Here is a 23,320-nt window from a genome sequence, read left to right on the forward strand (position 1 = left end):
TTCTTTGCATGGAGTACCCTGCATCAACCCACGCAATCGGGGAACACGCAGGGATCGGGCACGGGGACGATTTCACCCGATTTATCTAGGGTTTTACAGCATCTTTCCAACGCATCTGACAAATCGACCAGGCGCGCAGATTATGCTGATAGAGTCCAACGATTAGCCGCATACAAGTGTCCCCCTTGTCGATGGATCGACCTAATGGTCGAAGAGGCAATGAACGAGTCCCTCCCCTGCCCACTCTTCCTCGCGCAGACTCCCCTGACATCCATCGACCAGATGGCTTGGTGCATGGGTGAGAAAAGGCCCGCGCCCCCGGAGGTCATCCGGGGGCGCGGGCGCATAGTCTCACAGCTCGGTGTTGCGCCTTATCTGTCAGCTCATGAGGCGCCCCGAATCGGCGAAGTTGTACCACGTCCAGCCAATCCAGTGACCACCCGTGTACATCGCTCCCGAATCAGTGCTCAGGTAATACCAGGAACCACCATCCATCAGCCAACCGGTCGCCATCGCACCACTGGACCCCAGGTAGTACCAGGTAGAGCCATCCTTGACCCAGCCGGTCGCCATCGCACCACTGGGCATCAAGTAATACCACGTCGAACCATCGAGCAGCCAACCCGTGGCCATCCGACCCGACGCCGGATCCAGGTAGTACCAAGAACCACCATCCTTGACCCAACCACTCGCCTGAGCACCCGACGCATGATGGTAGAACCACGCACCGTCCTCGCTCACCCAACCAGTACGCATATACCCGCGGGCGTCAAAACGATAGACCGAGTCGCCAATCCGCACCGACACACCAGCCGGGTACGAACCATCCGCGTAGCGATACCACCAGCCGACCGAATCACTGATCCACGCCCCACCCTGCGGCGCGGGCGCAGGCGTCGGATCCGGAGTCGGAGCAGGCGTGGGAGCCGGCGTCGGCTCGGGCGCAGGAGTCGGAACCGGATCCACAGTCGGCTCGGGCGCAGGAGTCGGAGCACCGCTCATCGTCAGGTTCGCCGAAGCCACCAGGTACGAGGCGTCACGCGCGTCAATGCGCAGGTGAACATCTGTCACGGCTGGCGTCACCGTCACATCCATTGAGGCTGTATCCGCCTCACTATCCGGCATGTCGGTCCAGTCCTGAAGGACAGATTCAGCGCCATCCGTACCGATCTGCACGACGCGCACCTGTCGTCCACTCGGAACACCGCCCGCCACGGTGGCTGTCACGGTCGCAGGCGCACCCGACGGTGGCTTCATGGCGTAGTCTGCCCCCGCCTCGGCAATACCTGAACCAGACAGCGTCAGAGACGCAGGAGCGAAGGAGCGCAACTGCGACGTGTCGTAACCCGAAGCTACCATTGCGGCCTTTGCAACTGACCACGCGTGAGATCCTTCGGTTCCCGCCACATAGACGTGCGTGTCGTCTCGGAATTCCTGGTTCTCGTAGCCACTGAGGTCAAAAGTCGTGAGGCTCGCCGGGAGGATGATGAAGCGCGGGGCGATACCCAAATAGGAAATACTCGTCATTCCCTCACCGAAGAAGGCACTCTCTCCGCGCTTGCCATCTGCTGGCCCAGTGTGCACAAATGAGCCATCGACACCGCCTCGTACGACGAGGCGAGGAACCTGTCGCACAAGCAAATCGTATATCTGGATTTCCTTGATCTGCTGCCCAAACACAAGGGTCTGTACCCCCACATCATGAAAGCCGTTGGCGACCTGCAGAGAGTCGGGGATGACAATGTGACTCAACTTGGTACAGCCTTCAAACGCCGTGTTTTCAATGGTTGTCAAGCCATCGGGCAGGTTGATGCTCGTGAGCAACCTGTTTCCTGCCAGGCTCGACTCGCCAAGAATACGCACCGTGGAAGGCAGCGTGATAGAGGTGAGATTCGTGTACGAAAGCGCATAATCGTCTATTTTCTCGGTCCCATCCAGGACCTCGTAGGAGCTACCGATGTCCAAGCGTCTCGGGAAAAAAACTAAGTGCTTATGGTCCTTCGTGTAGAGGACGCCGTTGACAGTCTCGTAGTTCGGATTATCCGCATCCACCTCCAGGTGGGACAGACACCAGAACATGTCAAAACTAACGCTCAGCGAACCCATTTCAACTTTGGGCCCAACATGAAGGGAGTTCAGCAACCCCATGCCGTAAAACGCGCCCTGTTGGAGCTGCTCGACCGAGCGAGGCAGCACGAGGTCCTCAACCCCCGTAAAATCGAATGCCCTGTACTCGATGCGCCTCAGCTGGGATGGATGTTCATCGTCGTCCTGGAAAGTGATCGTCTTCAGTTCGGAACCGCTGAATGCGCGTTCTCTCACCTCCTGAACGCTAGCGGGAACCCAGACGTGTTCGACGTCCTTCTTCTTGAAGGCTTCTTTGCCGATCACGGTCACGCCGTCAGGGATCGCAATGTCCGTCGCCTCACCCGTGTAGGCAGTGAGGACGCCGCCCGAAATCACGAAGTCGTCGGCCGAAGAGGGACGCACGTCAATCACGGCCGAGGCGACTTTGACCTCACCTGCGGGGGTCGTGACGCTAGCAGTCAGCGTCGCGCTCGCCGGCCCGCGAGGGGCATACAGCGTGGCGGTCGGCCGGTCCTCCTCGGTGGTCAGCGTCCCCACCGAGGAAGAGTCAAGTGCCCAAGACACGTGACTCCCTTGAAGTGAAGGGGCTAAAAGCGCGTTGACGAGCAGTTTGCGGCCCCCTGCGACCGTCAACGTGGATTCCGGCAGCTCGATCCCAGTCTCCTCGGATACGGAACGGACCTGGATGTGAACAGTGTCTGTTACGTCATGGGCCCCGTCGTAGATCGCGGTTACCTGCGCATCGCCCGGGGTGAGGGCGGTAACGACACCGTTCGCATCCACGGTCGCCACGGACTCGTTCGCAGACTCCCAGGTGAGAAAGTCGGAATTCTGACGTGGGTTCTCATGACCGAGGGGCTCGACAGCGACGCTCTGGCCCGGGGCCAATGCCGTGCTGTGTGGCCATAGCTGCAAAGACGGATAGAAGTCCGGATCAAATGGGATCTTGCATTCCGCTGTGCGGTGACCGACCGGATCGTCGTCTTCAATAGCGGCACCATTGGCCGCCGGGACACCGACAATGGTAAAAGCTAGAGCACCGGCCGCGGCGAGCGCCAGCGCCTTCAATGTTCGTTGGGACATCGTTGTCTCCCCTTGTGCTACACGTGGGTCAAGGATGGGCGTGAACCGCGACTATGCGGCCACTCTCTCACAATAGGACGCCAAAGATTCCTCCGTAAGTCTTTTGGTTGTTTTCGTGGAAATTGCCCCGCGCCCCCGGACGCAGTGTCCGGGGGCGCGGGGCAGGATCAGCCATCTCAGTCGCTGACTACGCGATCAGCTGACCATTATCAGCAAAGTGGTACCAGGTACCCCAGATGCGCAGCCAGCCCGTTGCCATCGCGCCGGAGGGGCGATTCAGGTAGTACCAGTGCCCGCCCTCCTTGAGCCAGCCCGTCGCCATCGCACCATTGGAGGGCGACAGGTAGTACCAGGTGGCCCCAACTTTCACCCATCCAGTGGCCATGACGCCAGTTTGCGGGCTCAAGTAATACCAGTGCACACCGGAGAGCAGCCAGCCGCTGGCCTGCGCCCCGGAAGCCGCGTGGTAATACCACTGCCCGCCGTCGAGCACCCAACCGGTACGCATGTAGCCCGAAGCATCGAAACGGTACACATTCCCGTCGATGACGACTGACTCTCCCGAGGGGTAGGAACCGTCGTCGTATCGGTACCACCAGCCTCGACCATTGCGTTTCCAGGTGCCCGCCTTGTGCGCGGGGGCCGGGGCGCTGACGTGGATCGTGGCGCTCGCCGATACGAGCGAAGGCTGCGTCGGGTCGTAGACGGTCACCGTCGCTTCCCCCGCGCCCACCGCTGTCACGGTGCCGTCCTGACTGACCGTGGCCACGGCCTCGTTCGACGAGGACCACACCACATCGGTCACGCTCGCATCCGCGGGCTCGTGGGTGGCGCTCAGCCCGACGCTCTCCCCTACCGACAGGGTCGCGTCAGTCTGCGAGAGCGCAAGCGACGTCATGGGAACGGGCTTCAGATCCACCTTCACCGTCCCCTTGTTCACCGGCCAGTCCCACACCTGCAGGTACACGGTCGCAGGATCGCCACCCGAACGCTCGGCAATCTGAGACAGCGGCACCTCGAAGTGACCGCCGTGTTGCCCATCGTCCCCGTGTTCGTCCGAACCGTAGACCTTCTCGCGCATGAATGGCTCGCCGTCCGCGCTCCACGAGAATCCGTACGCGGCGATAGGCGAGGAATCGGTGGCGTCGAAGGAGAGCTTACGGTCGTCTCCCTCGCCCGATATCTTCACGTTGGAAATAACGGGCGGGGCCGTATCCACCGTCACCACATGGGTGAGGCGCTCGGTACGAGGCGACGCGCCGCCGGTCGTGCCTTCGATCGTCAGCGTATAGCGTCCGTCGGCCAGCGCACGGCCTTGCTCGTCATACCCGTCGAAGATCGGTTGACTACCGAACGTAGCTTCCGCGGTGCTCACCTCAGAGTAGCGTCCATTGAAGACAGTCCGGCTCTTCGGCGCTCCGCCCAACGTGTATGAACGCACGACGTCGCCAGCCTCGTTCCGGTAGGTGTAGGTCAACGACATGACGTCGCGCAGGAGTACCGTCGCCGGGGTCGCGTACGTCCGGGCGTTTTCTTCCGTCGACCGCGAGACGATGTACAGATGACGATCATTCGTGCTGATCGCCGCAGCTTCTTCGACGTCGAACGGGTTCAACTGCCCCAGAGTCAGCCCGTGGAAAGTCATCGTGGACGTGCCGATCGTTCCCTCGCCGTACACGGGGCTGTCGAAGATCGGGGTCTCATCCGCCGACCCGTAGAAACCGAGGTACGGGACCGTCAGGTCGGGTTGCCCATCCGCGCTCGTGAAGGTCACCGCGCCGTCAATGAACGTGCCCTTGGGCGTCTTCTCAGAGACGATCGAGGCGAACTGCGGCGTCGGGTTCACGCTGACGGCCACGGTCGCACTCGACGCCGCGGGCACGGTGACCGTGTCTGCAGAGAAGGTCAGGTCGATTCCCCTGCCGGCCCAGTTCGTCGAATGCTTCGCATAGAGCAGACCGGTCACGTTTTCAGAGAGCGCCTGTCCGCCCAGCGTGTATGTGTGGGCAGTGTCGGACAGATTGGTCAGCCGCACCTGGAAGGTCCACCCGCTGGTGCTCTCGCCCAGCTCAGCCTTCGGTCGCGACGGGTCCGAGGCGCCCACAACGCTCGGGTACACCGACGAGGTCGTGGCTGCCTGCGCGTCCACCATGCCTGCGCCGACCCAGCGCGGGGACCAGAAGGCGCCATCCGCTGCAGACGTATCGACGATCGGGCGCGCGGTCCCCATCAGGAAGCTGGGAACCAACGCGGACTTGTCCTCGTCGCTCAGCCCCGCGAACATCGGATCGGTCGCCATGCGCTGACGCACGAGGGCAGCGACACCGGCAACTTGAGCCGACGCCTCGCCGGTACCCGGCATCCGTCGATAGTCATTGCCGGGGATGGCAGCGTTGACGTTGCCGCCGGGCGCGGCGATCTCCGGCTTGAGCCTCATGTCAGGGCCTGGACCCCACGAGGAGGAACTCCACGGCGCGAGGCCATCTGTCCCCTGCAGCGTGGATCCGCCGACGGCAGCCACGGCGAGTACAGAGGAATAGGAAGCGGGTGCACCAATTGCACCCAAGTCACGCACGCCCGTGCGCCACTCGGCTCGCCCACTGTCTCCCGCTGGCGCGTCAACCGTGATACCCGCGCCGGAAAGCCGGGCAAAGACGTCGTCGTACAGTGCCGACGCTTCACCGTCGAGATCACGATTCGCCATGAAGGACACGCAGACCGTGTCCGGCTTCAAAACCATCGCATCATCGAGGGCCGCCAACAGGTCACTGTCACGCACGGTCCGAGTGCTATTAGAGAGAACCTTGGCGAGGATGAGCTGCGCATCGGGCGCACTCCCCTGATAGGTCGCTCCGTTGGCTGCCGCGAGCGCCGCCATCCGAGTGCCATGAGCGTGCACCGTAAAGTCTTGCGGACCATAGCCATAGCCGATGGATGTGTTCGTGTCACGGTCCGCATAGTCGTAGACGAAAGGAATCTTGTCACTAACCCATGCGCCACCCTGACCGGCATCCAGCTGGGACGTGAGGGACTCCATCTCGGCCTGCGGGAGGCGCAGCGCGGCGGTGTCCATCGTCCCGGCGAAGGCCTCGTGCGAGGTATCGAAACTCGCGTCAATGACTTCGATGACGCGCCCGCGCCCCCGACCAGCTACCTGATCGGAACGAGTTTCCTTCGCCGGATCGACAACTGCCACGCCGCCGTCCCCCCACATTTCGGGATAGAAGACCGGCTCACGCTCCCCGTCGAAGAACGCGTCCTTGACCCCCTGCACACTCTTGATGGCCCCGAGTGCAGACGCGGGAGCGGTGATCGCAAAACCGTCCAGGGCGTGGTGGTAATCGCGCACATCCCCGATGGTGCTCCCCGAGGACACCTGGCTGACGGAGCGCGCGATACGCTGCTTGACGTCCCTGTACGCGCCCGCTTGATCGTCGCCGACAACGCCCGGCGCAAGCTGGACGATGACGGTGGACGTCCCATCCGCCGCGGTCGCACCGGGCGCCGCAGCCTCGGTACTGTCCGTATCGGCCGCAAACGAGGGCGCCACGCTCATGGCCGTGATAGCGAGGGCGCCAGTGGCGACTAACGCCAGCGCCGACAAACGTCGATGACACATCTGCAACTCACTTCCTTAACAGCTGGTTCAATAGGGAGCGCATAGGCGCCGCTCTCCTGCTTTTAGAGTAAGCCCTGATCAGCCGCCGAAGCATAGTTGTCGCGAATTTCTCACACCGTCCGCCAAACAGTTCTCGCGCCCATTTGTCGCATACTGCATCACCTTGTTGAATCCCACGCCAGCATGATGGAGATCTACCCGGTCACTCCATCGGGCCACTGTCAAGGACTTGCCACAAGTTTGACCAAATGTATTAAATAGGGCCTGTTGGGGGAGGAGGAGAAAGCCGTATCACTGGGCCTGTGTGCAAGTTGTTGACGGTTTGTTTGTGCGGCTGTTCTCCAGGCCGCTTGGTGTAGTTCGTATTCGATGGGGATTTGCCGCCGAGGCTGGTGTGGATGCGGCGGCGGTTGTAGAAGTCTTCGATCCAGGTGGCGACCCCGGTGTAGACCTGGTCGCGGGTGGTGAAGGCGCGCCGGTAGTAGTACTCGGTTTTGAGGGTGGCCCAAAAGGATTCGGCCATGGCGTTATCCCAGCACACTCCGGCCTGCCCCATCGACACGGTTCCTTTCACGGCGCGCATGTAGTCGGCTAGCTTCTGGGAGGTGAACTGTGTTCCCCGATCAGCGTGGAGCACGACCCCACGGGGGAAGCCACCACGGGTGGTAGCGGCCATGTCGAGCGCGGTGATGACCAGGTCGGTGCTTTGCTGCTCACCCATGGCGTATCCGAGCACTCTACGCGAGTGCGCATCGCGGGGCATGTTTAATTGTCTGTGTATCCGTCTTTTGTTTGAAAGGATTGATGCATGATGAATGATGATGTTGTTGTGGCTCGCGCTAGTGGGCGTGAGGCTATGGAGGACCTGCGTCGCTCGGGGGCGTTGGATGCGTTGTTTGAACGTCTTGATGCTGGCGAGGTCGAGATGACGGGCAGCCAGGGATTGTTGCCCGCGTTGCTCAAGGAGGCGTTGGAGTGCGGGTTGGCTGCTGAGCTTTCTGAGCATTTGGGGTATGAGAAGGGCCAGACCAGCGCGCAGGCGCGCTCGAACACGAGGAACGGCACGACGAAGAAGACCGTGATGTCGGAGGTGGGAGCCTTCAAGATCGAGGTCCCCGGGACCGGGCAGGCTCATTCACCCCGCGCCTGGTACGCAAAGGACAGCGGCGCCTCGATGGCTTGGATTCAATGATTATCAGCTTGTACGCCGGGGGGATGACGGTACGCGATATCCGCCATCACCTGGCTTCGACCATCGGCGTGGAGGTCAGTGCCGCAACGATTTCCACGATCACTGAGGCGGTGTGCGACGCTGTCTTGGAGTGACAGCACCGCCCCTTAGAAGCGTTCTACCCGGTGATCTACCTGGACACGATCCGCATCAAAATCCGAAGCGATCACACGGTGGAGAACCGGGCCGCTCACCTGGCGGTCGGAGTGGACATGGAGGGCGTCAAGCACGTGCTGGGCATCTGGGTCCAAGCCGATGAAGGCGCGGCTTTATGGGCCCACGTGTGCGCCGAGCTGGCCAACCGGGGCGTGCGCGATGTCCTGATCGTGTGCTTCGACGGATTGGCTGGTCTGCTCGAAGCCATTGAAGCGCGCCTGGCAGCGTTTCACGCCGTTCTTAGCGTTCCCGCCCATGGCGCGCCGCGTCGTGTACACCACCAACGCTATCGAGTCCTTGAACTACCAGCTGCGCAAAATCACTAAGAATCGCGGGCATTTCCCCAGCGAAGAAGCCGCCGTCAAACTCTTGCGGCTCGCCATCTGCGACATCGAAGACAAACGAGCTGCCCAGCGCCTCACAGACGCAGGAAAACCCGCCAACAAACGAACAGCCCCCACACGCCTCATCCAAGGACACACCACCACCAACTGGAAACAAGCCCTCACCCAACTCACCACCGCCTACCCCGACCGAATCACCCCCTACCTCTAACCCCATACACAGAACAATTGACAGGCTCGCACTGAGCTCGGAGAATATGCGCCCGCGCCCCCGGAGATTCTCCGGGGGCGCGGGCGAGCAGTCTCGCAGCTCTATCAGCCGTTCCACTGTCCAGACTCGTTGAAGTAGTACCACTTCCAGCCAATCCAATGACCACCGGTATACATCGCGCCCGAGTCAGTGCTCAGGTAGTACCAGGAGCCGCCATCCTTCAGCCAACCGGTCGTCAGCGCACCGCTGGGGGCCATGAAGTACCAGGAGGAGCCGTCCTTGACCCAGCCGGTCGCCATCGCGCCGCTTCCCGGCGTCAGGTAGTACCAGGTCGGACCATCAAGTAGCCAACCACTGGCCATCTGTCCGGTCGCCGGGTCCAGGTAGTACCACGCGGAACCGTCTTTGATCCAGCCGCTCGCCTGAGCGCCAGACGGATTGTGGAAGTACCACGCGCCATTCTCACTCGCCCAGCCGGTGTGCATGTAGCCATCCGCGCCAAAGCGATAGGTGGAGCCTCCGAGCTGTACCGTCTTGTTCGCCGGATAGGTGCCATCCGCATAGCGGTACCACCAGCCAACAGAGTCACTGATCCACTGGCCTCCCTGCGGGGTAGGAGCAGGAGACGGGTCCGGCGTCGGCTCAGGCGCGGGCGTCGGCTCAGGCGCCGGAGTCGGATCCGGCGAGGGCGCGGGCGTCGGGTCCGGCGTACCCGGCAGCTTAATCACGAGGGTGCTCGTCAGGTAGGAGGCGTCGCGCACTTGAACCCGCAGACTCACGTCCGCTCCCGACGGGGTCCACGGGAAGGTCACGGAGGAGGCCGCGGCACGGTCCCCGCCGTCCGCCACCGTCGTCCAGTCGCGCACGAGCGTCTCGGTGCCGTCCGCGCTGATCTGCACGGCGCGCACCTGCTGCGTCCCGGCGATGCCACCGGCAATCTCAGCCGTCACGTCGACCGACGCGCCGACCTCGCCCGTGTACGTGTACGCTCCCCCGGCCTCGGCAATGCCAGCCCCGGACAGGGTCATCGACGCAGCCGTGAACGTGTGCAGGTGCGAGGCGTCGATGCCGGCCGCCTCGAGGGCGTCCTTGGCGACATTCCACGCCGGCTCCCCCTCGGCCGCGGCGACGTACACGTGGGTGTCGTCCTTCTTCTCGTCGCTCAGCTCCGGCTCGAGGTCAAGGCGGGTGAGCGTGGAGGGCAGGACGAGGACGCGCGGGACGTCCACGCCGAAGGACACGCGGGTCATGCCCTCGCCGAAGTAGGCGCTCTGGCGGCGTCCGTTCGTCGGGCGACCGTCGTACACGAAGGAGCCGTCCACGCCGCCGCGCACGACGATGCGACGAGGCATGGGAACCCAGCTGCCTTCCATGCGGATCGAGGTCACCTTGGAGCCGTACTCGACGAGCTCCAGGGAGTTGCCGACGACGCCGCTCGAGCGCTCGACCGATTCCGGGATGACCAGCTCAGTCAGGGCGGTGGTTCCCGCAAAGGCATCGTCACCGATGGCCTTCAGGCCCTCGGGCAGGACGACGCGGGTGAGCGTCTTGTTGTTGGCGAACGCGCTCGCGCCGATCTCGACCGTGCCCGCGCGCACCGTGTAGTCGGTGAGCGTATTGGCGGCCGGGGACAGCATCAGGTGCAGGCCATCGTCCGCCTTGCGGTACAGGACGTTGCGCTCGGCCGAGTACACCGGGTTATCGGCGGATACGGTCAGCGTCGCGATCTTGCGGTCGTTGTACAGGGCGGTCTCGGCGAAGGAGGTGACGCCCGCTCCGATATGGAACGAGGTCAGGGCTGTGCTCTCCGAGAAGGCCTGCTCACCGACCGTGGTCACCGAGTCCGGCAGGGTCACAGACGACTGCGCCGTGCGGCTGAACGCAAAGTCGCCGATCGTCGTGAGGCGGCCGAGCTCGGGCCGGAAGTTGACCCCTTCCTTGGCACTCGTGGACTCGAAGGCGCTGCCGCCCAGGGAGATCGTGCCACCCAGGTCGATGCGCGCGAGCTTGTCGGCGGAGCAGAAGGCGCAGGTGCCGACCGTCTCGAACTTCTCGGGCAGGGCAACGGCGGTGAGCGCGGAGAGGCGGAAGGCCTCGTCCCCGATCGAGCGCAGGCTGTCGGGCAGGGTCACAGAGGTGATGCCCGCCTTCTGGAATGCCTTGGGCGCGATCGTCGTGACACCGTCCAGGACCGTGTACGTGCCTCCCGTGTTCTTGGCGGCCGGGTACAGGATCAGGCGCGAGTGGTCCTTGGAGTACAGGACACCGTCAACACTCTCGAAGTTCGGGTTCGCAGGATCGACCTCGACGCTGGTCAGCGCGGTGGTCTCGGCGTAGCCCGAGGTCACCGAGTCGGCGGCGACGTTGGGCCCCAGCTTGATCGTCGTGAGTGCCGAGTTGTAATCGAAGACCTCCGCGCCAATCGTCACCACGGAGCGCGGAAGCTCAATGGACTCCAGGCTCGTGTTGGCGAATGCGCGGTCGGCGATCTTGGTCAGCTGGGCCGGGTGGGCCTCGTCGTCAACAAAGGTGATCTTCTTCAGCGAGCTGTAGATGAAGGCCTCCAGGCCGATCGAGCGCACCGAGGCGGGGACCGTCACGGACTCCACGGTGGAGCTCGCGAAGGCGCGCTCGCCGATGGAGGTCACGGTGTCGGGCAGCGTGACCTCGGTGGCCGAGCCCTTGTACTTCACGAGGACGCCGGCCTCGTCGATCTCGAAGTCGTCGGCGTCAGCGGCGCGCACCGTAACCGGGATGGACGCGCTCTTAGTAGCGCCAGCCTCGGTGGTGACGGTGGCGGTCAGCGTGCCCGAACCAGCGTGATCGCCGGCGGTCAGGGTCGCCTTGCGCGTGTCTGCGTCGGCGGCGACCGTGGCCAGGTCGGCCGGCTCCACGCTCCACGTCACCGCGCGGTCCTTCAGCGAGGGCGCCAGGTATACCTTCACGGGGGCGGTCTCGCCCACCTTGACGCTCACCTGGGTGTCAGCGAGCTCGATGCCCGCATCCTCGGAGATGGTGCGCACGCGGATCTGGGCGCTGGCCGACAGGGTCGGCTGGGACGCGTCGGTCGCGGTGATCGTCGCCTCGCCGGCGGCCAGGGTCCGGACCTCGCCGTTTTCGTTCACGGTGGCCACGGCCTCGTTCGAGGACGTCCATACGAGGTCGATGACATTCGCGTTCGCCGGCTCGTACGAGGGGCTCAGCGTGACCGTCTCGCCCGCGACGACCTCGGAGTCCTGCGGGGTGAGGGTCAGGGAGGTCATCGGGATCGTGCTGAAGCGGATCACCTGGCGGGCCTGGTTCTTACCCCAGTCCCACGCGAACAGGTAGGCGGTCGCCGGGTCGGAGGAGTCCGCGCGGTCGATGAGGTCTGCCCACTTGATCTCGTAGTGCTTGGCGTAAGTACCGTCGGCCTGGCGGTTCGCACCCACGGCCTCCTTCTCGTCGTAGTAGCGACGCGAGGTCGGAGACTCAGAGAAAGCGATGCCGGCCAGCGGCGAGTTGTCGGTGACGTCGAAGGAGACGACACGATCGTCGCCCTCGCCGGTCACGGCCAGGTTGGAGATGACGGGAGCCTGGGTATCCAGGGTGAAGTCCCAGGTCAGCTGCGAGGCAACACTCGAGGGCGCGACCGATGCCGCATCGATCGTCAGCTTGTAGCGGCCTGCGGGCAGCTCCTTGCCATCCTTGTCGAAGCCGTCGAAGACCGGGTTGTTGCCTTCCTGGCTTTCAATGGGCTCGACCTTGCTGGCGTGGTAGTTGAACAGGGACTTGCGGGCGCGCTCGAAGGTGTACTCACGCACCACCTCGCCGGCCTCGTTCGTGTAGGTGTAGGTCACCTTCGGGGAGTTACGCAGCAGGCAGGTGCGCGGCAGGATGCGCGAGGGGGCCTCGGGCAGCGCGGAGCGGGACATGATGAAGTACGCAGGGTCGACCGCGCGCACGTCGTCGATTTCCTGTCCGACGAGGGGATTCAGGGCACCCAGGGGTACCTCGGTCGAGGGGTTCATGAGGGTCGAGGAGCATGCGTGCGCCGTGCTCGTCGTGCCGTCGTACCACTTACCGTCGAAAACGGCAGGCGCGCCCCAGGAGCCGTAGAAGCCCATGTAGGGGACGGTCAGGTCGGGCTGTCCGTCGGCGCTGGTGAAGGTGACGGCGCCGTCGATAAACGTGCCCTTGGGAGCGTTCTCATTCGCGTACGAGGAAAAGGCCGAGCGCGGGGTCACGGTGACCGTCACGGTCGCAGTGCCCTTGGCAGGCACGGTCACCGAGTCGGCGGAGTAGGTCAGGTCGATGCCCTGACCCGCCCAGTTCTTGGAGTGCTCGGTGAACAGGCCACCCTCGACGATCTCTGAGAGCGCCTGGCCGCCCAGGGTGTACGTGTGGTCGGCGTCGGAGACGTTCGTCAGGGTGACCTGGAAGGTCCACCCGTTCGTACCCTCACCGAGGTCGGCCTTGGGGCGCCACGGGTTCTCGGCGCCCGCGACGCTCGGGTACACGGTCGTGGTCGTGGCAGCGAGGGCATCCACCTGGCCTGCACCCACGCGGCGCGGCGAGTAGTAGGTGCCATCGTTCTGGTCGATGTCGAGCAGCGGGTGGGCGGTGCCCATCATGAGGGTGGTGACAATCGCGGCCTTGTCCGCCTCCGACAGGCCGGCGAATGCCGGGTCGTCGTTCACGCGCTGGCGCACGAGCGTAGCAATGCCCGCGACCTGCGGGGTCGCCATGGACGTGCCCGACATGGACCGGTACGTGTTGCCCAGGACGGCGGCAACGATGTTGCCACCGGGGGCCGCGATCTCCGGCTTGAGCTTGAGATCGGGCGTGACACCCCACGAGGTGAAGTCGGAGACCGACGGGTTGGTCGAGGCGAGCTTCAGGCCCGCGTGCGGATTGGAGATCGTGATGGAGCCGGACTCGCTGGCCTTGATGGCCTCGATGAGCGCGTCCTTCTCCTTCTTCGTGATGGTCACGGTCGGCATCGTGTGGGTGGTTTCAATGGTCGCCACGTAGGGGTTTTCGACCACCTCGGAGTCGCCGATGATGAGGGCGGCGGGCTTGGAGGTCAGCTGGGTGAGTCCCTTGACCTTGGCCTCGTGGGTCATGTCCGCGCCCGTCGCACTGTCGGAGCCGCCGCGGTCTTCGAGGACGATGACCTTCGACAGGTCGCCGGGGTGCTCGGCGACGAGCTTCTCGAGTGCGGCCGCGTCACCGATGCCCGCGTAGACGAGGGTGTAGGTGGCCTCGGGGATGTCGAGGAGGCTCGGCACGACGGCGTCCTTGAGGCCGCGCGACTTGCGGTAGACGACCTGGCGGTCGCCCACCGTCAGGTAGGGCAGGGCGTCCTGGTTGTTGACCGAGGCGACGGCCAGGGTCGAGGCGTAGGACCCGGGCTCGGAGACCGTGCCGGCGTCGGGGTCGGTAGCAAACGGCTTGTTCTTGCCGCTGTAGTTGGAGTATGCGCTGGAGTAGGAGTTACCCGCGGCGGCGTTGACGGTCACGCCGGCGGCAGCGAGGTTCTTGTAGACCTCCGCGTACATGGTTCCGGCCTCGGTGCCCATACCCGCGTCCTCGCCGAGGGAGAGGTTGATCGAGTCGGGCTTAATGACGACCGCGTCGTCAAGGGCCGCCAGGACAGTGTTGTCGGGGATCGATCCATCCTTGTCGGAGGCGACCTTAGCGACGATGATCTGCGCGTGGGGCGCGGTGCCCTGCAGGTCGGCCGCGTTGGCGGCGGCGATCGCAGCGACGTGGGTGCCGTGCGACAGGTCCTTGCTGGACTTGGGCAGCACGTCCGCGTCGTTATCCGCGTAGTCGAAGACGAAGGGGATCTTGTTGTTGAGGTAGGCACCGGTCTTGCCGTGCGGCAGCTTGCCGACAAGGGCCTCGACGTCCCCCTGGCTCAGGCGCACGTCGACGCCATCCATGGAGCCGGAGAACGCCTGGTGGGTGGCCTCGATGCCCGTGTCGATGACCTCGACGACCTGATGATCCCCCTTCTGGGTGGTCTGGTTCGCGCGCGTCATCTCCAGGGAGGAGGCGTTTTGCAGGGCGGGATCCACGGCCTCGGAACCCAGCGCGCCCGCGTCCCCCTCGACGACCATGGGCTTGTGGTGGCGCTCAATGAACGCGGCCTTGACGCCCTCGGTCGCCTTGATGGCGTCCAGGGACGAGGCCGGGGCTTGGATCGCGAAACCGTCCAGTGCGTGCGTGTAGTCGCGCACATCGGTGATGTCCGCACCGGGGACCACTGCCTCGACCGAGGTTTCGATGCGGTCCTTGACCGTCTCGTGCTTGGTTGAGGACGACAGGCCGAAGACCCGCTGGTACCACGGGATTCCGACTGAGCCGTCCTCGAGCTGGACGATGATCGTCGTCGGGGTGTCGTCGGCGGGGACGGTCTCGGGGGTGGCGGTCGGGTTCGGGGCCCCGGCCTCGTCGGCAGCTCCCGACTGCGGGGTGCCGGACTGGGCGTCGACGGACGAGGCGGGGGCGGGGGTGCCCGACTGGCTTTCCTCGGGGCTGTTGGCCGCGAAAGCCGCCGGGGTGGTCACGGCGGTCATGGCAAGGGTGCCCGCGGTTAGCAGCACCAATGCCGAGGTTGTGCGATGGGACATCTATGGCTCACTTGGTTGACAACTGGGTCAGGGCATGGCCGTGGATACGGCATAACCCAGCGTCTAGGGTAGGGTTCCCTACCCTTACTGAAAAGCCCCACCCGGTTTTCTTCTCAGCATCCGTCAAGGGCTTTACGTGGACATTTATCCGCCGTAAACTATTTCTCTTAGTATCACCTTAGTTACAATAGTCGCCCTTAAATCGCGCTGGTCGCGGCAGGAAACGACAAACCCGCCGAGGAGGGTGCGGACGCGGGGTCCGGATCCCCTCCTGGCGGGTTGTCAGTTGCGCGTGCTGCGGCGCGTGATGAGATCAGAGGATGACGGCAGTGCCCGTCGCGATGGCGGCAAGCATGCCGTTGTCGGTGCCGGCCGTAAAGTAGTCGACCTTGACGCCGACGACCGCGTTCGCGCCCATGGACTGCGCGCGTGCACACATTTCGTTGACGGCGGTCGCGGAGGCGTTGCCGATCTCTTCCTCGTACTGGGAGGCGCGGCCACCGAACACGTTGGACAGGCTCGCGCCGAAGTCCTTGAAAACGTTCACACCGGCGATGGTCTCGCCCGACACCATGCCGATGTAGCGCTTAATCGGTACACCCTCAACGGTCGGGGTCGTCACAACAAGCATCATTCACTCCTTCATGCGGGGGTAACGGATCAACATTACCCGCCATCCCGCGCGGAGGCTAGTAGGTCCGCTCGCGCACGAACCCAGGGCGCCTGATGCCCCGCTCGTATCGGGACCTGAAACCCAATCGGTCAGACACGGCGGTGCTAGCATCCGAATGTCATCCACGTTCGCGGGCGCAGCGGTGCGCCCCACAGCTCATTCGGAGCGCCGACATGAAAATGCACGTCTACGGTCCTGGCGGGCGGGACTGCCCCACCGTCCTCATCATTCACCCGATGCTGTCCTCGGCCTCGAGCATGAAGGCTGCGCTCTGCGACCACATGGGTCCCGGGCTGCGTTTCCTCGTTCCGGACTTGTCCGCTCACGGGGACGAGGCCTCGACCCCCTACGTGTCAGCTGCGGCCGAGGCGGCGGCTCACGCGATGGTCGCCAGTTTCTCCGCGATGAGTGAGGAGAGCATCCGCGCGATCGTGCGCGACTGCTCGCATGTCAGCCTGCCGCCCCTCTCCCCTGCCATTCAGCGGCACTGCACCTTCGCGTACGGGCAGAAAGACTCGGACCTGCGGCTCGCGCGGCGCGTGATCCCACGCCTCTACCCGGAGACCGAGCTACGCGTCTGGCCCGGCTGGGGACACTGCGAGCGCATGAGCCGCGACGCGCGAGCCTACGGGGCAATGCTGCGCGACCTCGTCACGGAGGGGCGTTAGCCCTCCTGCTTCCGGTTGGGAAAGACGGCGATTGCGCAGGGGATGCGTCCTCGCACGAGGCGGAAGCGGGCCTCGTCGTAGCCCATCCCCTCGACGAACGCCTGGTACGAGGCCGGGGTGAAGTGCTCCTGAAAGCGCACCCCCAGGCGGGACAACAGCCGCGGAATGGGGTTGTTCGCACCATCTGCGAGGCTCACGTAGGTGGGGACGATGATCGTGCCGCCCGGCTTCACGACTCGAGCAAGTTCTCGTAAGGCTTGCGCAGGGTCAGGCAACAGGTGGATGACATTGCCCGCGACGGCCACATCGAAGGAATCGGCGGCGTAGGACAGGGCCGTAATGTCGGCTTGCTCGACGGTGACGTTCGAGTGTGTCGTGAGCTTCTTACGGGCTTGCGAGAGCATGCCCTCGGAGTAGTCCGTGGCGACCAGATGGGCGCAGACCGGGGCAATGGCGGCGCTGATCGCGCCGGTGCCACACGCGCATTCGAGGACACGATCGTCGGGGCGGATCATGCGCGCGACCGCCTCGCCCGTGCCGTCATAAGCAGCTCGGTTGAAGGTGTTTTCGAAGAAGTCGTAGAGCGGGGCAACCCGATCCCAGAACAATGCTAAACACCTCCGTATTCCCATGCATCGCACGAGGCCGACGCTGCTTCGCGCTGCTGGACATGATACGCCCGCGTGGGAGATGCCGGGGCGGAAAGGGGTTCTGTGCACAGGAACAGAACCACGAAGGCGCACGCGGACAGGTTATGCGGATACGAATAGGTTATTCACTTGCGGATAGGTTAATAAGCTATCCGCATCGTCATAACCTATCCGCATGTTCGTAACCTATCCGCGTAGGCGATTACGGCGCCCCGATCCCAGATGAGATTATTCTTCCACCCTCGAACAAAGTGACAGGACAACAAAAACCTATTGATACCCGAGTTCCAGAAACGCTCGAGGCGACTGCAAGGCATCTGTCAGAAGCCCCGCCCGGGCAAGACCGACCACTTTAGCCACAGTCCTTGCCTGACAGTTAATCGACCGCTCCGGATTATGCTCAATATCGGTGAATGCATCGAACGTCATAACCTGCTCAACGATCTTTTCATCACGACAGAGCGCAGACGCATACAACCAGTCGTAAAAATATGTCTTCGGCTCTAGCGGGAATTCATCTGAAAAATACTTGAATCCAACAAGCTCTCCACTATTCCTCAATCGCCGATCTGTTTTTGCTGCACGACTCGAGGCGTTGAGAAGATCAACAAACGGACCCCCATGCCGAAATACTTTTGAAGCCTGGAAAGCACATTCAACACTGTAACTTCCGCGACCTGGATCCTCAATCATCAAATTGAACGCGCTTAACTGAACTCCAATGTCCCTTTTACTCCTGGACGACACCTCCAGAACGCGCGACGAAGGAAACCTATCCACATACGACGCATGCAAACTTGCAACCGAACGCTGCTTCTGTCCAATAGAAGATCCGGGAAAATACTCAAAATCCAGAGACAGTTCCGAAACATACGGTTTGTCAGAGTCAGGTACAAAGACAGGCCTACGAGCCATGATGAGCCCCTTTCTCGCTCAACACAGTATCCCAACGATCAAGGAAAGCAAAAACACTCAAACTCATTAAAATTTTCACTTCCATTGACCACAAATACTTTCACACTTATTCAGACTGCGCAACCTTGCGCTCCTGTTACGAATGTGTGCCTCACAAACAAGTCACTTCGTTCCTCTGTGTACCCATCCAGGTATCAGACTCTCAATTTGTTCTCACGCGCATTCGCGATAGCTCGGCGCGCGAGTCCGAGGTGCGCACAGACCGGAACGATGTCGGCGCTGATCGCGCCGGTGCCGCACGCACCTTCGTGGACGCAGTCATCGCGTGCGACCGCCTCGCCCGTACCGTCGTAGGCGGCTCGGTTGAACGCGTTGTCGAAGAAGTCATCGAGAGGGGCGCTCCAATCCCACAGCATGCTCAGCACCTCCGTGTGCTTGTGCGTGACGCGAGCCTTAGGCCGTCGCGATACCGGGAATGCTACGCCCGAGAAGGCGGGGCCGGGACGAAACGGGCTTCTAGGCGCGGGGACAAATCCGCTAGGACACACGCGGATAGGTTGTGCAGATCCGGATAGGTTATTCGCATGCGGATAGGTTAATAAGCTATCCGCATCGTCATAACCTATCCGCATGTTCGTCACCTATCCGCGTAGTCGCGTGCAGCGCGCGGAGCGGCCTCGTGCGCGCGATTATGCCCGCTGCACGCGGCGCGTATGAATGAAGGCACCGACGCCGTGGGCGACGAAGCCGAGCAGACTATAGCCGACCCCGTAGATGAGGGCGCTGTCGTTGAAGAACAGGTACATCGGCGCGAGGAAACACACGAAAGGCGCGAGCAGCCACAGGAGGCTGAACCCCTCCTTGGCTCCGTCCCAAGCGCCAAACCCCATCGCTAGGAGTGGATTGATCGCGAGCAGGATCAGGAACGCGAGGCTCTTCACGATCTCCATCGAGTCCGAGACGCGCGAGACGCCAAACCACGCTGCGGGTACCAGCAGGTAGATGCCGAACAGCACGGCGATACGAATCCACGTTGATTTTGTCGCCCACCTCATGGCTCAATCATATCCGCGTTCTGCGAGGAATAATCCGTTTTGACACATCAATCATGTATGCCTTGAGAAAGGCGCACGACATCGAACGTCGCGGCGCACACGAGGCCGCCACAGGGCCACAGGCTAGCTGCAGAAACTACCGAAGAAACCGCTCTTTTTCTCAGCGAGGGCGTACTCCTCGTCGGTATGGTTCTTATCGCACCACTGATCCGGGGGAACCTCTTCCTTCACCGAGTCGATGTGCTTGCCGCAGCCCTTCCAGGTGATCTTTCCGCATACCTCGCAGGTAGTGGGTCGACACATGATTGTCTCCTTCGTTGTCGCGCCTCGAGCCCCTCGTTGGACCCGGTGCATGGTGTTGCGAGCTTGCGCTCTCAGGCTGGTTGCACCATCGCATGAGGCCAGTCGGAGGACCGAGTGCTCGGGTTTGTTGATCGGGACGCTCCCGGTTGTGACTAGAGATTCTACTGCTTCGATCTCCGACGCGGGGTCGTTTGCGAGGCAGGAATCCTCATGCTTATTCCTTCCCGGTGACCAGCACGGCCTCGGCCTTCTCTCCGAGCCATGCCCGCAGCGTCTGGATGCCGCCCGACGCCATGGTGACGTTGAAGCCCGCCGCGCGCACGATGCGGTAGCCGATCCAGGAGCGCACGCCCGCGGCGCACATCACGACGAAGGGCTGGTCGCCGACGCTCTCGTCGACCCAGGCCTGAACCTCATCGAGGCGGTCGCGCAGCTGCGTGTGCGGGATGTTGAGGGAGTTCGGCATGTGCCCCGCCGCGTACTCCCCCACCGTGCGCACGTCCAGAACCGGTATCTCTTCGATGAGGGCCTCCGGGCCGGTAAGGACAAGCTGGCCAGTCAGGACATTGTGGGCGACCATGCCGGTCTGATTGACGGGGTCCTTGGCCTGGCCGTAGGGCGGCGCGTAGGCGAGGTCCAGGTCGATCAGGTCCGTCGCCTTCAGGCCCGCTCGCATGGCGGTCGCGATGACGTCGATGCGGCGGTCCACGCCGTCGGCGCCCACGGCTTGCGCGCCGAGAATCTGTCCGTCGGTGCCCACATGCATGAGGATGTGCACGGGTTTGGCACCGGGGAAATAGCCCGCGTGCTGGTTGGCGTGCGTATGCACCGTGAAGTACTCCGTGCGCGAGGCGTCCAGGGTCTCGCGGTTGGCGCCAGTCATGGCGACGGTCAGGCTCCCGATCCGGACGATCGCCGTGCCCTGGGGGCGCGGGATGGGGCGCGCGGTGGCCTCGCCGTGCTGCGCGTCAGCGATCGCGTCGGCGACGAGGCGTCCCCCGCGGTTCGCGGGTCCGGCCAGGGCGACGGGGCGTTCGTGGTCGCGACTGATCGTGCCGTCACCGACCGCGTAGACGTCGCTTGCACTCGTACGCCCATGCTCATCAACGAGGATGTAGCCGCGGCTGGTCTCGATGCCCGCGGCCTCGGCAAAGGCGGTGTCGGGGCGGACGCCGGTCGACAGGACGATGACGTCGGCGTCCAGCACGGTGCCGTCGGAGAGTGTCACGGAGTCGTAGTCGTCGCCGCGGGTGATGGACTGGGCGGCGACGCCGGCGTGAACGTACACGCCGAGGGCGCGCAGCTCCTGCGTGACCAGCGTGGCCATCTCGACTTCGAGGGGCGGCAGGACGTGTTCGGCGAACTCGACGAGGTGGGTCTCGAAGCCTCGCTGTGCGAGGGCTTCGGTGGCCTCGATGCCGATGAAACCGGCGCCGAGGACGACCGCTCGCATGCCCGAGGCCTCGCGCAGGGCGAGGGCGTCGTCGACCGTGCGCAGGGTGTGCACGCGCGGGGAGTCGAGGCCGTCGATCGGGGGCCTGCTTGCGAGGGCTCCCGGGGAGAGGATGAGGTAGTCGTAGGTGAGCTCGTAGGTGTCGCCCGTCTCCGTGTTGGTGACCTGGACGCTGTGGGCTCCGGGGTCGATCGCGGTGGCCTCGGAGTTGATGCGCACGTCGAGGTTGAGGGCAGCCTTGAGTGATTGCGGGGTGTGGAGGAGGAGTTTGGCGGGGTCTTCGATCTCGCCGCCGACGTAGTACGGGAGCCCGCAGTTCGCGAAGGACACGTATTTGCTGCGCTCCAGCACGATGATCTCGGCGCCCTCGTCGCGCCTGCGCAGGCGCGCTGCCGCGCTCATGCCACCGGCGACTCCTCCGACGACTACTACTCGCATGTGCGGCTCACTTTCTGGCTTGAGGACGGGTCTTCTTTGACTGTTTCGATGATACCCGCTGGAGAATCTGAAAACGCGAGGTCTCGGCAAGCTCTTCTACCGCTTCCAGGCACAGAAAACCCCGGGATTCCAACGGAAACCCGGGGTTCCAGGTTCTCACGGCTGTGCCGCCTCAGCGTCGAGCAGATGCTCGTGCTTCTTCAAGGCTGAGTCGATACTGTTCCGCTTCTGGTTCTTCAGTGAATTCGAGAAGGTTCCCGGCAATGTCTTTGAGGGCTTCACGAACCTCTGCGGGGGTAGCGTAAAAGAACTCGCGCCGCGCGTTGATGCGGTTGACACGTTTGGCTGCAAAGCGGTGGTGCAGCTCAGTTTCGACGCTTACAGCGTCATCGGAGAAGAACAAGGCGTGGACATCAAAGTTGAATGGCACGGACGCATCTCCGAGTTCACGGACACGATCCATGGGGTCGAGGCGGCGTGTCATACCGATCTTGACCATACGTTCGCCGAAAGACCCAATGTTCGAGATGACGTAGACATATCCAGCACGGCTGTTGGCCTCCCGTTTTTCGACATCGTTGATGCCTTCTTCGATCTCGGCGAGCTGCTGGCGCAACTTCTCCGCTTCGGTACTGTTGCCCGCCTCCTCAACGGCTTTGAGGACATTGAGGTAGTGCTGGCGTTCTTTTTCGAGACGTTCGCGTTCGGCCCGGAGTTCCTTCTCAGCGCGCGCTTGTTCGCGTAGCCGTGCGCGCTCTTCCCGCTCAGCTTCTTTCTCAGCTTTCTTGGCATTCTGGTACTGGAGCGTGAGTTCAAGTTCCTTGATGCGCAGCCGGTGGTAGTGGAAATTGATCTGGAGGTTGATGAGTGCGCCAAGTTTGACTATCTGATCCCGGGCTCTTTCGAGTCGGTTGCGGGCAACGTTCCCGTTACCTGCCTTAACGGTGAGGACGCAGTTCTCCGCCTCGGCGTTGTAGGCGCGGAGCATCATTTTCGCCATGTCGTGGACGAACTTGCGGCCCTTCGCCTTGGAGTCGTTGAAGGTAAAGGTTTCACTCGCATCTACTGCGGCACCTGTACGGATCATCTCCTTGATCGTGGCTCGAACCTCATCAAGCTGACCTTTCAGAGCGACCGAGGAGGCGGCGGGACTTTCGTAGTCGGTCCACCCAACATCAAGCATCTTGATACCCTCGTCGTAGCGGATCCCTAGGGCGTGCAGCTCCGCCTTCTGCTCCATGGTCTTCGCTTTGACGCGCTCGAGTTTCGCCGCGCTCCTTTCAACTTCCATGTTGATATCGCGAAGGCGCTTCTCCGCAGCTGCCTGCCCCTGAGCGAGTTGCTTGGCATGCTGCTCATGCTGCTGGCGGAGAGACGCGATAGCGGCTTCCTGCTCTCGGCGCGTCTGTTCGACAAGGGCGCGCATTCTCGTAATCTCGCCGCCACCTGCCCGCTCGATGAGGCCCGACAACTCGGCGATGGTGCGTTGCGCGTCGTTGTACTGCTGTTCACCAATCGCGAGTTTCTGCTGCAGTTCTGCGATTTGTTTGCCTCCGAAGATGGGCATGGCGTCTTCGCCTCCTCATAAGTTGTATGACGCAGCTTACCTTATCAGTGATAGTTTTCAGGTATAAGCATACCCATGTGCTGAGCATGAGTATCGCTTCGTTGCACTGACCGCGGATCGCGCAGCTCCGCACTGAGGGGAGTCGGGGCGGACCTGAGGTATCACGACATAAGAGAATTCGCCGCACTTCCCCAAACTAACCCCCAAGCGAGTTGAACACAGCTGATACGACGCTTGTTCCTCATAGAT

The 23,320-nt window shown here is 63.0% G+C and carries 14 protein-coding genes and 1 pseudogene; 3 read left to right on the top strand and 12 right to left on the bottom strand.

The window, feature by feature from the left end:
- Nucleotides 1–378: 378 nt before the first annotated feature.
- The 3 genes from HMPREF1478_RS10910 to HMPREF1478_RS10960 form a co-directional block, all read right to left on the bottom strand.
- Nucleotides 379–3,171: a leucine-rich repeat protein gene (locus HMPREF1478_RS10910; RefSeq protein ID WP_016460095.1), complete on the bottom strand. Its 2,793-nt coding sequence runs from the start codon at nucleotides 3,169–3,171 to the stop codon at nucleotides 379–381.
- 187 nt (nucleotides 3,172–3,358) lie between these two features.
- Entirely contained in the window at nucleotides 3,359–6,790 is a 3,432-nt protein-coding gene (locus HMPREF1478_RS00335) for a S8 family serine peptidase (protein ID WP_016460096.1), read from the bottom strand.
- 253 nt (nucleotides 6,791–7,043) lie between these two features.
- The gene (locus HMPREF1478_RS10960) at nucleotides 7,044–7,796 is read right to left on the bottom strand and encodes an integrase core domain-containing protein (RefSeq protein ID WP_353579737.1); all 753 of its coding nucleotides are present in this window, start codon (nucleotides 7,794–7,796) and stop codon (nucleotides 7,044–7,046) included.
- Between HMPREF1478_RS10960 and HMPREF1478_RS00345 the strand changes: the two are divergent.
- Both HMPREF1478_RS00345 and HMPREF1478_RS10765 read left to right on the top strand, forming a co-directional pair.
- Nucleotides 7,716–8,503, top strand: a pseudogene (locus HMPREF1478_RS00345) (IS256 family transposase). The gene HMPREF1478_RS10960 and the pseudogene HMPREF1478_RS00345 sit on opposite strands and share 81 nt — an antisense overlap.
- The gene (locus tag HMPREF1478_RS10765; RefSeq protein WP_016460100.1) at nucleotides 8,433–8,732 is read left to right on the top strand and encodes a transposase; all 300 of its coding nucleotides are present in this window, start codon (nucleotides 8,433–8,435) and stop codon (nucleotides 8,730–8,732) included. Before HMPREF1478_RS00345 ends, HMPREF1478_RS10765 begins: the two are co-directional and overlap by 71 nt.
- Nucleotides 8,733–8,836: 104 nt before the next feature.
- Here HMPREF1478_RS10765 and HMPREF1478_RS00350 read toward each other — a convergent pair whose 3' ends face one another.
- Together HMPREF1478_RS00350 and HMPREF1478_RS00355 are read right to left on the bottom strand one after the other, a co-directional pair.
- Nucleotides 8,837–15,349, bottom strand: a complete 6,513-nt coding sequence (locus HMPREF1478_RS00350) for a leucine-rich repeat protein (protein ID WP_016460101.1) — start codon at nucleotides 15,347–15,349, stop codon at nucleotides 8,837–8,839.
- A 313-nt stretch (nucleotides 15,350–15,662) separates the two neighbouring features.
- On the bottom strand, nucleotides 15,663–15,980 hold the full coding sequence (locus HMPREF1478_RS00355) for a YbjQ family protein (RefSeq protein WP_016460102.1): 318 nt from the start codon (nucleotides 15,978–15,980) through the stop codon (nucleotides 15,663–15,665).
- Nucleotides 15,981–16,195: 215 nt separating this feature from the next.
- Between HMPREF1478_RS00355 and HMPREF1478_RS00360 the strand changes: the two genes are divergently transcribed.
- Nucleotides 16,196–16,690 (top strand): hypothetical protein, encoded by a 495-nt coding sequence (locus HMPREF1478_RS00360; protein WP_016460103.1) that lies wholly within the window; start codon nucleotides 16,196–16,198, stop codon nucleotides 16,688–16,690.
- Here HMPREF1478_RS00360 and HMPREF1478_RS00365 read toward each other — a convergent pair.
- From HMPREF1478_RS00365 to HMPREF1478_RS00390, 7 genes are all read right to left on the bottom strand, one after another.
- On the bottom strand, nucleotides 16,687–17,298 hold the full coding sequence (locus HMPREF1478_RS00365; protein ID WP_016460104.1) for a class I SAM-dependent methyltransferase: 612 nt from the start codon (nucleotides 17,296–17,298) through the stop codon (nucleotides 16,687–16,689). The two genes, HMPREF1478_RS00360 and HMPREF1478_RS00365, sit on opposite strands and share 4 nt — an antisense overlap.
- 312 nt (nucleotides 17,299–17,610) lie before the next feature.
- Nucleotides 17,611–18,255, bottom strand: a complete 645-nt coding sequence (locus tag HMPREF1478_RS10140; RefSeq protein WP_016460105.1) for a DarT1-associated NADAR antitoxin family protein — start codon at nucleotides 18,253–18,255, stop codon at nucleotides 17,611–17,613.
- A 194-nt stretch (nucleotides 18,256–18,449) separates the two neighbouring features.
- A complete protein-coding gene (locus tag HMPREF1478_RS00370; RefSeq protein WP_016460106.1) occupies nucleotides 18,450–18,671 on the bottom strand; it encodes a hypothetical protein in 222 nt (73 codons plus the stop codon).
- A gap of 273 nt (nucleotides 18,672–18,944) precedes the next feature.
- Nucleotides 18,945–19,310: a hypothetical protein gene (locus tag HMPREF1478_RS00375; protein WP_016460107.1), complete on the bottom strand. Its 366-nt coding sequence runs from the start codon at nucleotides 19,308–19,310 to the stop codon at nucleotides 18,945–18,947.
- A gap of 123 nt (nucleotides 19,311–19,433) precedes the next feature.
- Nucleotides 19,434–19,613: a DUF8730 family Cys-rich protein gene (locus HMPREF1478_RS00380; protein ID WP_016460108.1), complete on the bottom strand. Its 180-nt coding sequence runs from the start codon at nucleotides 19,611–19,613 to the stop codon at nucleotides 19,434–19,436.
- Nucleotides 19,614–19,827: 214 nt separating this feature from the next.
- Nucleotides 19,828–21,504 carry an FAD-dependent oxidoreductase gene (locus tag HMPREF1478_RS00385; RefSeq protein WP_016460109.1) on the bottom strand — a complete coding sequence of 559 codons (1,677 nt, stop codon included), beginning with the start codon at nucleotides 21,502–21,504 and terminating at the stop codon, nucleotides 19,828–19,830.
- Nucleotides 21,505–21,676: 172 nt separating this feature from the next.
- Nucleotides 21,677–23,071: an SNIPE associated domain-containing protein gene (locus HMPREF1478_RS00390; protein WP_016460110.1), complete on the bottom strand. Its 1,395-nt coding sequence runs from the start codon at nucleotides 23,069–23,071 to the stop codon at nucleotides 21,677–21,679.
- Nucleotides 23,072–23,320 lie beyond the last annotated feature (249 nt).

The organism is Actinomyces sp. HPA0247 (genome assembly GCA_000411415.1).
Lineage (GTDB): Bacteria > Actinomycetota > Actinomycetes > Actinomycetales > Actinomycetaceae > Pauljensenia.